The 15,616-nt window shown below is 55.9% G+C and carries 13 protein-coding genes and 1 pseudogene; 8 read left to right on the top strand and 6 right to left on the bottom strand.

Features of this window, described 5'->3' with window-relative positions; all coding sequences use genetic code 11:
* Positions 1-3: 3 nt before the first annotated feature.
* From ACFX59_RS02440 to ACFX59_RS02460, 5 genes are read left to right on the top strand one after another with little or no spacing between them, the layout of a single operon-like run.
* Positions 4-567 carry a hypothetical protein gene (locus tag ACFX59_RS02440; protein ID WP_387429325.1) on the top strand — a complete coding sequence of 188 codons (564 nt, stop codon included), beginning with the start codon at positions 4-6 and terminating at the stop codon, positions 565-567.
* A 7-nt stretch (positions 568-574) separates the two neighbouring features.
* A complete protein-coding gene (locus tag ACFX59_RS02445; protein ID WP_387429328.1) occupies positions 575-1,165 on the top strand; it encodes a hypothetical protein in 591 nt (196 codons plus the stop codon).
* 24 nt (positions 1,166-1,189) lie between these two features.
* On the top strand, positions 1,190-1,627 hold the full coding sequence (locus ACFX59_RS02450; protein ID WP_387429331.1) for a DUF6950 family protein: 438 nt from the start codon (positions 1,190-1,192) through the stop codon (positions 1,625-1,627).
* Positions 1,627-7,851, top strand: coding sequence for a phage tail protein (locus ACFX59_RS02455; protein ID WP_387429334.1), 6,225 nt, complete (start codon positions 1,627-1,629; stop codon positions 7,849-7,851). Before ACFX59_RS02450 ends, ACFX59_RS02455 begins: the two co-directional genes overlap by 1 nt.
* A 25-nt stretch (positions 7,852-7,876) precedes the next feature.
* Positions 7,877-8,158 (top strand): hypothetical protein, encoded by a 282-nt coding sequence (locus ACFX59_RS02460; RefSeq protein ID WP_387429336.1) that lies wholly within the window; start codon positions 7,877-7,879, stop codon positions 8,156-8,158.
* A gap of 36 nt (positions 8,159-8,194) precedes the next feature.
* On the opposite strand, the gene ACFX59_RS02465 is transcribed toward ACFX59_RS02460, so the two are convergent.
* From ACFX59_RS02465 to ACFX59_RS02480, 4 genes are all read right to left on the bottom strand, one after another.
* The gene (locus tag ACFX59_RS02465) at positions 8,195-8,575 is read right to left on the bottom strand and encodes a hypothetical protein (RefSeq protein WP_387429339.1); all 381 of its coding nucleotides are present in this window, start codon (positions 8,573-8,575) and stop codon (positions 8,195-8,197) included.
* A gap of 87 nt (positions 8,576-8,662) precedes the next feature.
* On the bottom strand, positions 8,663-9,979 hold the full coding sequence (locus ACFX59_RS02470) for an SGNH/GDSL hydrolase family protein (RefSeq protein ID WP_387429341.1): 1,317 nt from the start codon (positions 9,977-9,979) through the stop codon (positions 8,663-8,665).
* Positions 9,979-10,638, bottom strand: coding sequence for a hypothetical protein (locus tag ACFX59_RS02475; protein WP_387429344.1), 660 nt, complete (start codon positions 10,636-10,638; stop codon positions 9,979-9,981). The genes ACFX59_RS02470 and ACFX59_RS02475 overlap by 1 nt, the downstream gene beginning before the upstream one ends.
* Before the next feature lie 17 nt (positions 10,639-10,655).
* The gene (locus tag ACFX59_RS02480) at positions 10,656-11,171 is read right to left on the bottom strand and encodes a hypothetical protein (RefSeq protein ID WP_387429347.1); all 516 of its coding nucleotides are present in this window, start codon (positions 11,169-11,171) and stop codon (positions 10,656-10,658) included.
* Positions 11,172-11,661: 490 nt separating this feature from the next.
* Here ACFX59_RS02480 and ACFX59_RS02485 point away from each other — a divergent pair, with 490 nt between their 5' ends.
* Both ACFX59_RS02485 and ACFX59_RS02490 read left to right on the top strand, forming a co-directional pair.
* Positions 11,662-12,237 (top strand): hypothetical protein, encoded by a 576-nt coding sequence (locus ACFX59_RS02485; protein ID WP_387429349.1) that lies wholly within the window; start codon positions 11,662-11,664, stop codon positions 12,235-12,237.
* Between the two features lie 14 nt (positions 12,238-12,251).
* Entirely contained in the window at positions 12,252-12,728 is a 477-nt protein-coding gene (locus ACFX59_RS02490; protein ID WP_387429352.1) for a hypothetical protein, read from the top strand.
* A 640-nt stretch (positions 12,729-13,368) separates the two neighbouring features.
* Here ACFX59_RS02490 and ACFX59_RS02495 read toward each other — a convergent pair.
* Positions 13,369-13,560, bottom strand: coding sequence for a hypothetical protein (locus ACFX59_RS02495; RefSeq protein ID WP_387429354.1), 192 nt, complete (start codon positions 13,558-13,560; stop codon positions 13,369-13,371).
* Between the two features lie 50 nt (positions 13,561-13,610).
* Entirely contained in the window at positions 13,611-15,236 is a 1,626-nt protein-coding gene (locus ACFX59_RS02500; protein ID WP_387429356.1) for a recombinase family protein, read from the bottom strand.
* A 48-nt stretch (positions 15,237-15,284) separates the two neighbouring features.
* On the opposite strand from ACFX59_RS02500, the pseudogene ACFX59_RS02505 reads away from it, so the two are divergent.
* Positions 15,285-15,575: pseudogene (locus ACFX59_RS02505) on the top strand (RadC family protein); the annotation flags it as partial.
* Positions 15,576-15,616 lie beyond the last annotated feature (41 nt).

Raw genomic sequence — 15,616 nt, forward strand, 5'->3', positions numbered from 1 at the left:
TGGATGGCCATCCTCCTTCCCACCCTGCCGCCCGGTTCACAGACAACGCTAACGCTGAAGTCCAGCGCGATAGATCAGACACCATATCTCGGCGGTCCTGTCCAACGCGTCGGGAGAATGGGAGACAAGTGGACTTATGCGGTCGAGCTTCGACCTATGCACGTTTCACAATCGCGACCTCTCATCGCATTGTTGACGCAGGGGCTGACGGCCAAAGTCCTCTGCCCGGTCATCATGAAGGGTATCGACCTCACCGCTCAGACAGATGTCAACGCACAGTCGGGCGCTGGCCGCGCCATCACCGTGATGGGATCGATGGACGGGAAGACGGTCGGGCAATTTTTCAGCCTCGTGGCGGGTGGTGTCCGGTATCTCCACATGGTGACGGCGATCAGCGGCCAGACCCTGACTTGCAATCCGCCACTTAAGGTCACGATAGCGGGTGGAGAAGCGCTCGAATTCCAACAGCCTAAAATAGAAGGATTCCTTGAGGGCAACGAGCAATCTTGGACAGTGGGCTTGGTCGACAATGTTGGCCTCGGATTCAAGATCAACGAGGCGATCTAAATAGTGGATGGAATCTACACTTCTTAATGCAACGAATGCCGCCTTCCTTCGCGTTTTCCTTGCCGTCAGAATCGAGCTAAATTCTGGCCCGGTGATCAACCTCATTGATGGGTCTGGCGTCATATCTTTCCCCGTCAACGGAACTGCCACGACTTTCACCGGCTACGACCCGACGTTCGGCACCTTGGCGTCAGCGAATAGCGTCGCGGAACGTGTCGCGGATGAAGCGCCGCATTTCTCGCTCACCATCCTGCCACCTTCTATTTCTGCACTCGGGACACTGAACGACCCACTTCAACAGGGCTCAAAAGTCTATGCGTGGTGGGGTCTTGTCGATGACAATACGGGAGCGGTGATCGGTACACCCGAGCTTCTTTGGAATGGTCGGCTCGACACCGTGAAGGCGAACATAAGCGATCACGTCATGACCGCCGACATCGCGACTGTTTCGGCCTTCGATCGACTATTTGCGGCCGAAGAAGGTCAGCGACTCAACGGTGAGTGGCATCGCTCGATTTGGCCCGGCGAAACGGGTCTTGATTATGTCTACGACGCCCAAACCGACATCATGTGGGGAGCGGAAGCGCCAGCAAGGTAAAAGCACTCGCGCATAAATACCTGCATGAATCTTATTGCGCGCGTCGAAAACACTCAAAAGACTATCGATACATGGCTAGACCGGGAATTCATCTGGGGCACCGCCGATTGCGGCCAGATGGTAGGCGGTCATTTGGAAACTATGGGGATCACCACCCCACTCGCCATGGCGGGCAGCTACAAAACCGAGATTGGCGCGAAGCGTGTAATTTCGAGACTTGGCGCATCATCCATGGAAGACTTCCTCGACAGGCTCGGCTTTGAACGCATTCCGCCCGCCACTGCCATCGTCGGTGACATCGTGGGCTTCCCCGGTGGCCGTGACGAAGATCATGCGTGGACGGCGCTTGGTGTTCACACTGGCTCTGACAAGATTTTGGGTTTCGCAGCCGCTGACGGTGAAGCCGCGATTGTCCGCGTCGGTCCCGTCAGTGTCGCGACTGTCGCGTGGAGGGTTGCGTAATGCCCGCCGCCCTTCCCCTCATCGCGGGCGCATTCCTTGCGGCTGGATCAGTCGCGACCGCCATCGGCCTTGGTACAGCATTCGTCGTCGCTGGGCTCACGATCACATGGGCCGCAGCGCTCACGATCACTGGCGTCGCGCTGATGGCGGTGAGCTACCTTGCGAGGAAGACACCCAAGCCAGATTCAGCGGGGTCGCAACTATCCCAAAAACTTGATCCACAGGCAGGCGTGCCGATCGCGTTCGGCAGAACGGCGACGGGCGGCGTGATTACCGACCGGCTGACGTGGAGCGCGAAGAACGCCATGTATGGCATCGTTACCGTGCTGAGCGCGGGCGGGCCGATCGCTGGCATCGAGGCGTATCGCGCGGGCGATTACCCGATCTCGTTCAACACCAGCCCCGCCACAGCGACCGCCAGCGTCACGAACGTCGGCGGCTATAGCGGCAATTCCAAGCTCTATCGTGGTAAGCTCCGTCAGCGATGGCAAAATGGCGATGCGCCCGCCACGACCACGCCCGCCGCTGCGTCCGGCTTCCCGATGCGTGGTGGCGCACTGTCGGGCCTCGCGCATGTCGTCACAAGCTACGAGTATAACGCCGACGCCTTCCCGCAAGGTCTTCCGACCAGTCTTTGGACGCTTCGCGGCGTCCGGCTTTACGATCCTCGACAAGACTCGACCTATCCCGGCGGCTCCGGTGCACATCGCGTCGATCAGCCCGCGACGTGGACCTACAGCGAGAACCCATACCTCGCCGCTTTGCAATGGACGCTGGGACGCTGGGAAAACGGCCACCGCGTTTATGGCATCGGCGCGAAGTGGTCGGAAGTCGATGTAGCGAGCTTCGTCAATGCCGCGAATGTCGCGGATGCCAATGGTTGGAAAATTGGCGGCGTCGTCTCGACACTCGATGACAAATACGCCGTTTTATCCTCGATCTTGGCAGCGGGTGGCGGCGTACCAGTCGCACGCGGCGCGCAGATCGCGGTTTCGGTCAATGCACCGAAGACATCTGTCCTCACCCTCACCGCCGCAGACATCATCGGCGATGTCGAGATGTCGTCTTCAACTTCTTTTCGCGACCGACAAAACACGATCATTCCCCGCTACCGTGAGGAAGCGAAGAAGTGGGAAATCATATCGGGCGAACGCGTCTCAGCCGCTCAGTATGTCACCGAAGACGGTGGTGAGCAGAAGACTGTCGAGATTGAATTCCCGCTCGTTCAGCAAGCCGCACAGGCTCATCAACTCGCGGCCTATGAGTTGGTCAACAGCCGTGAATTTCTGACCTTCACCGTTCGTGCAAAACAGCGACTTCTCGCCGCACGCGTGGGCGATTGCATCAACGTGACGGTGCCCGAGATTGCATCAAGATTCACGAAATGTCTCGTAGCGGGTCGCGAGTTCAATCCCGCCGATATGTCGGTGACGTTGACGCTGAAATCCGAGACGGACGCAAAGCACGCTTTCGCGCTTGGTCAAACGCAGGTTGCGCCACCATCGGCGAAACTCGATGGCTACGACCCCTCAAATCCGGGCGCACCCGCCGCAAACGCGTGGTCCATCACTGACACGACAATCAGCAATGGTACCACCACCCTGCCCGTCATCGTCGTCGCGGGTCAGACGGATGATCCCAACGCCGCAACGATCATTGTCGAATATCGACCGGCCGGGTCAGCGACTTGGCTCAACTATGGCGAGTTCCCGCGCACGACTTCCCGGATCGAAGTCAGTGGCCTCACCGATGCCACCACCTATGACATCGCGCTGAGTTATCGGACTGTCCGGGGCGTGATCGGCGACCGGCTGGTGATCAGTGCGACTGCGGGCGCATTCAAAGTCAGTTGGGACAATAGCGTTTCGGGACCGGGCAAGCCCGCTGACAATGCGGATGTCACCGGCCAGAACACGGCCCGAGATACGGCGAATGTCGGCGGACGCCCCTCCTCCACGATCGTGGCGGGCATTGATAAGCTTCCCGACATTCGGGCTGACATCGACAAGGCACTGGCGGCGGGTCAGGCGGTGGCGGATCGCGAGATAGCCGCAGCGACCCCGCCCGGCACCGTCTCGAACATCCAGTGGTCCAGCACACTGACGGACGCGGGCGCTGACGTGACGGTGACGTGGACGGCCGCCAAAGATGCCACGAGCTATGAAGTGGAGCTTGGTGAAAACGGTGGTGGCGGGATCGTCTTCGCAGCACCGTCCACGAGCTACAGGTTCGCCGCCAAGCGGAACACGACCTATTCTGCCCATATCCGGGCGCTCAAGGTCAACGTGGCCTCCGGTTGGGTTAGTGCGCCTGCCTTCTCGACTTCACGTGACACGGTGGCCCCAGCGGCTCCCACAGCGTTGGCGGCGGTCGGGGGTATCACTTGGATCGATGTCGCAGCCGTCGCGCCCGCCGATACTGATCAGGCCAAAATCAGGTTCACGCTGTATCGCAACGACGGCGCGAAAATTGGTGAGGCGACCGTGTCAGCCACTGCCAACACGCGTGCCGAAACACGCTTCAACAACCTTGCGCGTGCTTCAGCGTATTACGTCACAGCGGTCGCCATAGATAGCAGCGATAACGTTTCGCCCGCCACTGCGAATGTCTCGGTCGCCACCACAGGCGGTGTTTCGCTTGATGAACTGACACCGGGGTTGGTGCCGCCGCAGACCGTCACGAGTTTGCCCGCCGCGTCAGGCTGGACCGGCTCTCCAGTCGTCTTGTTCGGTGGTGAACTGTACCGGCTGGTGAATGGCGCGTGGACCAAGTCGGTCAGCGGTCAGGATATCACCGCCTCGACAATCGCAACCGACAAGCTGGTCAACAACGCGATCACTGCGGAGAAAATCGCAGCATCGGCGATCACGGCGGACAAGATCGCCGCGAACGCGATTACGGCCAATCGCCTAACCGCTGCCAACCGTCCGGTGAGCGTGTTTGGCATGCGCTTCCGTGTCGATAATGACGGCTACTTACGGTGGGGGTCGGGCTACATCCAATATACCAGTGACAATGGAAGTTACACGTCAACCTTCGTCAGCGGCAACGAACTGGCACCGCAGCCCTACACTAACTACGTGTTTTATACGCCTGATGGCCGCAGCTATTTCGATTATACCAGTGACGAAAATATTCTGAACAATCAGAACGTCATAATGATCGGCCGCTGGCACGGTAACAAGGAGGGCTTTGTTCCTCTGGCCGGTGTCGGAACGCTGATAAACGGCGATCAGGTTATCACAGGATCGATAAACGCGGACAGGATTCAAGCGCGGTCTATTGGCGCAGACCGTCTTATCGCAAATTCTATTACTGCGAACGAAATTCTGACCGGCACGATTACCGCTGCGCAGATCGCTTCCAGCGCCCTGACTGCACGTGTGCTGGCGGTCGGAAACCCAGACAACATTGTAGGGGACAGTGGCTACAACGACGCTGCGTGGTGGAACGGCGGTAACTTCGATGGCCGTTTGTCAGTCGGCGACTCTAGCATGAATGAAACCGGCAGAGAGCTTAAGATCACGTCTACTGGTCGCACCGATTATTATTCAATGCTTTTCCCTGTAGAAATTGGCGCAAGTTATAGGGTTAGTGTTGGCGTCTATACATATAGCGACTTTAGCGGCAGTTTCCGCCCCGTGATACACATGCCCAATTGGGCTTGGTTGAGCCTTAAAACCGCATACGGCATTAATCCGGAAGATTCCAATCCAGCCGTAAACTGGATATCTCCAAGTTCATATTTTAAAAACGAATTTGTCATCACGAATCCAAATGTTCTGGAATGCAGAAGATGGCAATTCCGTTTAATAGGAGACTGGAGTGGAAATCTTGCTTTCGTCTGCAAGATTGTCCGTGTCTCTGACACGACGCTGATCAAAGATGGCGCAATCACCACCAATAAAATCACGGTCAACAGTCTGAATGGCGATCGTATTCAAGCCGGTACGCTTAACGCTGATCGCATCATGGCCAATTCCGTTCTCGCCAACAATCTTGTCATTAGTGGCACCAATACCACGCTTGGCACGGTAAATGCGGTTGTTAGCAACCCGGCTTACTATATTAACACCAACTCAACCAACATCGATCCGGGTCGAATAACAGTAAGTGGCTCGACAACTCTTGCTAATTGGCGGCAAGGGGGTGACGATACGCGGATCGCGGGCGGATCAATCAGCGCTAACACAATCACTGCGAACAAGCTGACGATCGGCAACCGCGCAATATCGTTCATTGGTCTTAATTTCGAGTGGAATCCGTCGAACAACTGGGTGTCGTGGTCAAACGGCTATATCTACTATCATGACGACAATGGCAGTCCGCGCGCTCAATTTGTCGACAGTGGCAACACGGCTGGTGCTAGTCCCCATCGCTTCTTCTATTGGGTAAAAGATGGCTCTTCGATTTATCACACTCAATCCGAGCAGGAGGCATTCGGCGGCTCTGATCGGGTGATGTTGGGATCATGGTGGGGAGAATCCAACCTCAACATGACTTATGGCGGAACGATCATCAACGGCGACAGGATCACCACAGGGTCGATCGACGCCAATCGCATCAAGGCGAACACCGTCTTAGCGAATACAGTCGTGGTTAGCGGTCGCGGCACCGTCGATAGCGCATTCGACAGTGCCAAGTGGAACGGAATTTCTGGCGCTGGCAAGCCGATGACATACACAGTGGGTGCGCGAGGGAATCAGACTTCCACACTCCCACCCGGCTTCGCACAAGGTCTTCGTGGTCCCGATGGTCAAATCTATGCGGATGGCGCTTATACTAACCTACGATCCGATGCGTATAACAGAAGCTACACGGTTTGCTGGTCTTCTGATGGTGGTGGCTATTGGGGCGTCCGTCACTTCGACGTATATGGCGGTGGCGAGGTAAATTGGAACCCCGACTATGCATCGAATGCCAGCGGGATGGCTCAGCTTCTCCGTGACATAGCGTTTGGGTCTACCATCGTCATGTATACATCGGACGAACCCGGAACGAACCGTATGAGCAGCGGACTTCCGACTGAAATGTATAATTGCGGCGCGAGCCGATCGGTTTTCGGTAGTTCCAATTTTTCAGCCCACTCATCATATGTCTTGATTGGGCAGAAGGGGATTGGAGAGGGCAATGGTTTTGAACTCTACAGTGCAGGTGGGTCGGCAAGCTATGTGAGAACTTCCTTCTCAATCGTCAACGGAGTGCCTTCCGTTGGCGGGCAATCGATCAAAGATGCTCGCGATCTGACGTTCTCCAATGGTCGTAGCGTAGATAACCTAATTAACGTTCAGAACGATGCTACCGTTGGGGCTCCTGCCGGAACTTACGTAGGCAACACAGAAGCCCAACAGGTGACAAATTGGGCCTATACTGGCCAACAGGACCCCGCCGGGCGCATCAATCGTGGTGAAACTACCACGATCAATGGCGGGCGAATTACAACTGGCTCCATCACTGCGAACCAGATCGCGGCGAACACGATCACCGCCGATCGTCTCAATGTCACGAGCTTGTCGGCATTGTCGGCGAACATCGGCGACGTGACGGCGGGCGTCGTCCGCAATGCCTCAGGTTCTGCCAAATTCGACCTCACCGCCGGGCGGATCGTTTTCGATAATGGCAGCGTGATGAAGGTCTCGGGCAACGGCTTTGGTTCTTCCAGCCAGTTTATCGAATGGTTCGGACCTCGCAAAAACAACTTATCAGAGTGCACCGAGCAGAATGCCAGCTATTATCTCAAGACTGATGGTTCTTCTTATTTTGGCGGCAGTTTGTCGGCTGGCACGATCAAGAACGCTATCGGGACGACCAGCACCGCGAGCAATGCGAACGTTTCGACCGGCGCTGTCGGATCGCGCGGTGGCACGCGTGTAGTGGTCCTTAGCTATAGTTGGGCGTGGTATCAGCGGGTGGACAAGCCCCAGTCCGAGGCGTCAGGCAACGACCTTACCGCGCAAATCATCCTGTCACGCAACGGTGCAGACGTTGCCACCCTGAACGCAACCGGATCATGGGACCGCGATCCTGCATTTAGCTCAGACGAACCCGGCGATTATCGCGAGGCGATCGGCGGGTCGCTGACCTTCACCGACAATTCGGGCGGCTCATCGGTGACATACTCGGCGCGACTGACCAGTCGTAACACCGGACCCGGCCCGCAAAATGGGTCGAATAACGGTGGCACGGCCACGCAAAATATATCGATCGTGCAGACAGAACAGTGATGCGTGGCGGGCGGATAAATACAAAATGTCCACCACCACACTTGCAGATGCCTACGAGGTAGTCACCGATTTCCACAAAGCAATTTTAGAAGAACTAGCTGAAGAGCAGAAACGTAGCGCTGCGATCTACGCCACGATTCTTGATAAGTTTCCCGACGCCGCCAAATCGGGCGTCGTTTACCAGTGCGCTCAGCAGTGCGCCACTCAGTCCGGCTATAACTATCAGTTGGCGATGCTTCGACAGCAAATGGGGCTCGACCAGTCCATGCAGATGGCCCCGACGCCCGCCCCGGTGACGAATGCGTAAATCGACTTGGAAGCGGCTGGCCGCGACGATGCTTCATTATGCGAAAATCGTATGGGAAGTCCCGTCCGTCAAATCTGTCGCGCTCACGTGGTTGATCAGGGCTGGCCTGTCAGCTTCTACGGCTGCGATGTTGACCGCGATCGTGGATGCGGTGGCGAGGTGACTGACCCCTTCCCCCTTGAGGCCAGAGATTTGCTCATCCGCCTCGACCAGCGTGTTGGCGATGGTTTCGCAGCGATCAATCAGCGCCTTGACGCATATGACCGCCGGGCGGCTGATCTCGACCGCCGCGTCGATGCTCTGGAAGACGCTGAGATTAAGCGTGCAGGTGAACTGGCGGGCGCGCAGCGCTTGGGATCGTGGCTTAAGGTCGTGGTGACGTGCCTGATCGGCGTCGTGGGTTATCTTGGCTACCAAATCGAACTCGCGCCTCAGCCGTCAATGATCGAACACAAGATCGACATCACGCGAAAATAAACGGGGCAGCGCGCTACCCCGTTATTATCAATTTCCAATTCTCTTCATGCCGATTTGCTTTATCCGATAAGTGCAATTGCCAGCCGCTGTGCCCGCGCTCTTGATGTATACCACCACATATGGATACGCGGATGATGTTGGCGTAACGATTGCAAATGGACGCGTCCGCAGAGTTAATGTTGCGGCTTCATCCAATCCTGCTTCAGTCGTCACACCGTATAAATCGTAACTGTCTGTCTGCGCCCCAGACCCCGCAAAAGTCGTGACTTGTAACCACAGCGCAGAAAGCGCCGATGCGTCGGTTATCTCAACTTGTGCAACGACCTCATACGTATCGCCTACAGCGAGTCGGCTATTCCATTGACCTGTCGCGGGGGCATCAAACGCCTGAGAAACTGTGACTATTTCACCCGCAGCACTATATGATGCAGCTATGATCAAGTCGTTGCCGCTGGCGTCTGCACGTGCGGCTGTCGAAACGTTGGCCGTGGCGCTACCTGATCGCGAGACAGTCCAATTAGCTGGCACTGTTCCCGACGCGCCAGCGCTGGCCGTCCCGCCAGACGCGTTTGCGAAGAGCGGATTTATCAACGCTTGACGACGGCGCGCGGCAGAAGTTTCGATTGCGTTGGTGAGCAGCACCGGCCGAGCAGTTGTCACTATACCCGCCAGCACCTTTGCGAGACTTTTGCCCCACCGATATGCGCCGCGTGCGCTACAATGCGTGGGATCGTATGAATAACCGCTACGATATGCGACAGCATTTGCGCTGTATTGCGGTTGCATGACGATTGGCATCGCGTCGTGGACAAAAATGTCCGGTGTGTTTTCCGCGAAGTCAGCAATGTTGGCGCGCAAATCGGCGAGCGCTGTGACCTTTTCTTGGGTCGTGTACCCACCTGCGCCAACCTCATGCTCGATCACCACAATCATCCCTGAGGCGCGCGCCTTGTTTGCAATCAATCGAATGTCTCGCGCCGTGACCGCCGCGACAGTATCGATCGTCACAACTTCACCCGTGACAGCGTGAGTATAAGTGTAGCCGCCAGACGCCACCGCGCCGATGTTGTTCACGCCACCTTGGAAGTATAAGAGGCCCGCACCGGTCGCAATGGTGGCGTCAAGACGTGCGAGCATCTGATCTGTTCGATCACCTGATAGACCAAAGCTATCAACAAGCGTGAAGCGCTGGTCCAATAGCGCGTTTGCCCAGTGAAACGGCGACCTATTCCCTTTGTTGCGCCGCGACGGATCGAAGAACAGCGCTGCGATGCGGCTGTCGCCAAGGGCAACAACGAGGCGTGGATTGCGCGCCAGCGGCGCGGGAATGACGGGAGCCAGCATTACAGCGTGCTCCAGAAACTGGCCGTTGCGGTGGTGCCTGAGGCGATGACTGTCTTCACCGCGAATGGCAGCATCGACAGACCAACCGCGACCGGGATCGTGATTTGGCTATCGTCGGCGAGCTTGATGCGGACATCGCCAGCCCCGGCGCATACGATGAGGAGGCCGCGACGGGGCGTCCCATCGGTTCCAACCGTGATGGCCTCGACGCCCTGAACGGCGCGAAGTTCTGCCTTCGCTTCATCTTGTCGCGCGGCAGTCGATCCGCCGGTCGTGTTGGTTGCGATCGTGGCGAGGGAGGTGTTCGCGGTGGTCTGGTTGGCAGATGTGGCGAGCGCGGCGGTGGTCAATTGAGCGGCGGTCAGCGGCCCTGTGACGGTCAGTGTCCCGGAAAGCGCAGTCTTGATGTCGCCGAGAAAGCCATTCGCGGTGGTCTGGTTGGTGGCGGTCGCGACCTTGGCAGTCAGCGTGTCGAGAACCGACTTCGTAGCGGTCTGGTTGGACGCGGTCGAGAGTGTGGCCAGCGCTGCTAAGAGCGCGGTGCGCTGAGCGCTGTCTTCAGCGTGATATGGGGTGATAGTCGCGTCACCATTGTCGCGAGCAAGGAGGTTCTTTGTCGAGTTTGTCGCGTCTTTGATCGTAATTTGTAGGTCGGCCATTTTTCTCCTTGGAAGTTTCAGAAAAGGGTGAGGGCAAAAACAGAATTCGAATTATTTATGAAATTGAGTGATATATCGGGACGCTCGACGTATAGCGCGACAACGATCTTAAAGACCGCCGCATCCTTCGTCGTGATGTCGTTGAGGCGCACGATCTTGGTGATGTACCGGGAGATTGGCGCTGCGTTGTAGTCGCTGATCGCAGGGGCAGACATGTCGATCGTCAGTGATCCATTCGCTATCACGTCTCGCCCATCGTCCAACCGCTCGGCTACCTCCCACAACAGACCCGGCTTGCCTAAGAGGTCTTCGGTCACAAGTCCGTTCAACTTCCACGTCGCGGTGCTCTGGCTATTTGCGGCCTCGAATTGGCCATAGCTCGTTCGTGCATTGTCATAGATCGAGAAGACGAAAACGCGTCCCGTTAGGTCTTCCGGTTGGCCGGTCAGGTCGGTCGGCTGATAGCTAAAGACAATCGGTTCGCCAGCCGACACGCGCATAGTGGTCAGTGTGTTGTTAATGGATAGGGCCATGCAGTATTTATCAGCGCATGGAATTTGGCAACCGCCGCATTCAAGTCTCAAACGGCGGTATGCCGCAACTGTGCTATCACAAGAATGATGCTGCTTATGAGAACTATGGCGGACGAGGTATCACAGTTTGTGCGAATCGCCTCGCCGTTTCGGGTAATGTAGCTAATCCGGAGACATAGCCGAAACATGCGGGGCATGATCCGCGCGATCCTGCGCGGCTTTTCATGCGCGGGTCGCAAGTGCCGGAACCCAAGGATAACCATCCAAAGCGATGGTTGACAGACCGGCTTCGCTCATCACCGCGATCAGAATAATCGCTCTAAAATTCAGTCACTTATCAATCATCTAAATTGTGGAGCACCATCTAAACCCTTACCATCATGAAAAAAACACCATTTAATCTTCACAAATAGCAAATTTCGTGAGATGATGGGAAGAATCATAGATACGCCTTGTTGATATGGAAGAGGAGACCATGCGACGGAGATTTATGATATCAGCGCTGCTATTAGCAGCCGCCGCGTTTTATGTCGGCTTTCATGAATTTCATGTTCCTACTGCGCGTGGTTCACCAGACACGGGCATGATAACTATCGTTAGGGCACAAGATTCGAGCACTTCTTCGGCGGCTCCAGTGCCTACTCCTGCGGTATCACCCGAGAAAGCAGGCGCTTGGCAGCCGATTCCGTTGCCAACCGGAACCCCAGCTCCTTCTTTGCCGTCGCCAGAATTCCTGACTCGGGAAGATGTCGATTTCAATAATCAGCCACCCAACAAAATACTTGAAGCATCCTTCAGGGAAATTTTTTCAAGAATCCTGCGTGAAAATTCTTACCTTAAGCGCGACCCTCCACCTGATATAACTTGCAGAGGGGACAGATGCAGGATTACTGGAGAAGTAGCAAATGACGCGTCTGTTGAAAACAGCAACTCAGCGCTCGATCTCCTGCGAAGCGCATTCTCCGGAGACACTTCTGAAAATGGAAGATTTTCTGGGGATTCAAACTATTATTATTCAGAGAATGGGAGATCTTACTTTCAGTCCTACCTTATTCCCAAAAAATAAAGGATCAGATTGAGATGAGGGTGTCTTTCATATTTTTCTTCATAGCCCTTAACTTAGGAAGCGCAAGTCTAGCAAAAAGCGTAGACAAGATCAGCGAAGACATCTTGTTTAAGGATGTCTATGAAGACAAGATGGATAAGGCTTTCCATTCGCCGCCTGATCCAGCAGTGCTGCATAAAACATTTGTTTCAGCAAAACCCATTCCCAATAGGGCACTTGAAGTCGACATAGCTAAAAACCTGAATAATCTTGGGATTATTGGCTCTTATAGAAAAAGGATCGAATGCAGATCGGACATTTGCGAAATTTGTTACGTCATTCCTGTCGCATCTTTGCCAGAAAGGAGGCCCGGCTATAGTGGCAATTTAACAACCTTTGCGGGCGAAAAAATCAGCGGGCTTGGGCTCATTAATGGATACAAGACCGCCGTGTTGTACGCAAAGAGCAATGATGAAAAGTATATTGGATTTTTGGGATATCTATTCAAGTGAAACGGGAGGAGAAATATGGGCATTTTATCAAAAACCAAAGTATTCGCCGTCGTCTCAGTCGTATTTGTCGCAGGCCAAGCGGTAGATGCGCAAGGCTGGCGGGATTGCTACAGATGCGTAAATTTCAAGTGTTCGATCGGCCGAAGTGGCTATGAGGGCTGCACCGATGGACATGGGACGGCCCACTATTGCCGAGAAAGTGGCCCTCAAAACTGTCATCGTGGGCCGACGACGGCGATTCCGTCAACAAGCGGAGTTAGCTTTGCGTTCGTTTTCTCCTGCACTGCCGGAGAAAATGGCAAGAGTGCCACAACCTGATAAACGACGCTCACGAAACATCAAAAAAGGAAAGAATTCGTGAAAGTATGTAATGCCATACCATGCCCGCCGCATGGTATGGCCTTTTAAATTCTTTAAAGTGATTTCACATTTAAGATCGTTGAACCGACCGTCATCGGAAATAGAGGGCCTCGAAGGCGTTATAATGCCCGTGCCCAAGACACAACAGGCATTTTAATGCCTCATCGCGCCAACCTAAGAAAATGCTGCCATGCGTTATAGCCCACAGCCGCCACCACGGTTGCGATCCAAATCACATTCATGGTGGCGGTGAAGATGGACCAGATGGCCCAGATCAGGTTCACGCCGCTTTAGCGCCCGGCGTGCCGCACTTCGTAAATTTTCCCTTGGCATCTTTGCAGCGCGTTGGCTTGGCAGGGGCCTTGTCAGGACACTTCACAAATTTACCCTTGGCGTCGCGGCAGGGCGCAGCGAGCGCGGGCGTGGCGACCATCGTCAGCGCGGCGGTGGCGAACATCAGATGACGAAACATAGCATCCTCCGGTGCCGAATGAGTCGGCGACCGATGCTACGCCAACCGCCTCAGCCTCCGAAAGGCAAATACGTCCCGCTTGCAATGGCCGCGTCACGCCGCCGCGTATATTCGGGATCGGCAGCCGGGCCATGCTTCGGGTGGTATAGATCAAACCCATCGACAGCACCGTTTTTGGCGATTGTCATGTAGAAGTGCAGGCCAGACGCCGTCACCTTCTCACCATCCCAAACCATCTGTCGAACGAGGGACGGCAGAGCGTCCCGAACCATGCGGCGCGCCTCAGCGTCCGTGTCGAGCGACGCTGCAACTGACTTTACACGACGCAGATGTTCGTCAGGTGACACGCTGCCCCGCGCCTTGATCAAGTCTTCTTCGAGGCGGACGACCTCAGCCTTACCGGCGGCAAGATCAGCCTCAATCCGCTCCAGTTGGTCGATCACAGCAGGCGAATCGGGAAGTCGCATCAGCACTTGAATCATGTTGGCTTGCTGCGTCTGTATGGCTTCAATTTCTCCCCGCGCATCAGCAAGCCGGGCTGCGATCGGTGCAATGTCATCGACTGCCGCGAAATGGGTATCATCGAGCGCAAGATGCAGGAGATGGTCCACGACCACTTTTGCCAACGTCGCGTAGGACATGTGCGACCTATTTTCGCATGTCCCATATCGTGCGTTTCTACAGGACATGTAGGCGTATCCCGCGCCAGCCAGAATGCGGCCCACCGAGCCACCGCACTGTTTGCACGTCATCAGGCCGATGAAATAATTGGACGCCTCACCTCTTTTTGCGCCGCCAGTTCCCGCACGTTTCTTGATCGCCGCGCGAGCGCGGGCAACCAAATCCGCGTCCACGATCCTCGGGTAATAACCTGTGATAATTTCGCCCGTTGGCTGACGACCATCTCCACCACGGACAATATGTCGACCTTCGACCGCTGGCGAATTGAGAATGTCTCGGACATATCCAATCCGCCACTGCCGCGCCCCGGTCTTCCAGCCCCCGTCTGTCCAAGGCTCGTGATCGGCATTCAGACGCTTGCAAATCGACTGAAGTCCCAACCCTGACGCTGACCATTCATAAATGAGGTTTACGAGGGCCGCGCGATCCTGAACGACCGTCAACGGTTCACCGACAACGCCGTGAAGCCACGCGGGCACGCGCGGGGAAGGACAGAGCCCGTCCCGCATCATCTGCGTCATCCGCTCAATATTCTTCTTCTGAAATTCGCTCTTTCGGTCACCTTCGGCTGTCGCGCGGTTCGACTCCAAAAGGTGTTGGAGAAAAGCAACGATATTGCTGCCGCTCATCGCCTCTCGGTCAAGAATGAGCGCAGGACGACAGACAGCAATTACAATGCCACGGTCGGTGACATCCTCAATCCATCGGCGAGCGGTTCGATAATCCTGACGCGAGAGTCGATCGAGATTTTCGACCACGATCCGGGTGCCCGCATCAATCTGGCCCGCGTCGATCCGCCGCCGTAACTTGCCCAGATTTCCGACACTGAGATGGTCGCCCTTCCAAGCGGACTGCCCACGATCTTCAATCGTCTCGACAATAGTCCAGCCCTCAGAATCACATAGAGCGCGAGTGGCGTCATCCTGACGTTCAATGGACGAACCACGATCCTGTCGGCGGGTCGAAAAACGATGATAGCGAATGGCTTGGGTCATTGGTGTATGCCGATTATGGGTGTTGAAGTGGGTTTAACAACATGTTTCCACCTCAACACGCGCAACATGCTGATCCGCGACGAGCTGATGGGACAGGGTTCGATCGACCAGGCGCCGGTCTATATCCGCGAGGTGATTCGCCGCGCGATCGACTTCGGCTCGGCGGCGCTGATCCTGGTGCACAACCATCCCAGCGGCGACCCCTCGCCCAGCCGCGCCGATATCGACGTGACCCGCGCCATCGCGGAGGCAGGCAAGCGGCTGGGGATCACGGTGCACGACCATCTGATCATCGGCACCTCGGGGCATGTGAGTCTGCGGGCGCAGGGGTTGATCTAAGGGGGGATTCCCTTGGCCTTCGACTTCGCTCAGGCTGAACG

This window comes from Sphingomonas sp. NCPPB 2930 (assembly GCF_042867205.1).
In the GTDB taxonomy this organism is placed as follows: domain Bacteria; phylum Pseudomonadota; class Alphaproteobacteria; order Sphingomonadales; family Sphingomonadaceae; genus Sphingomonas.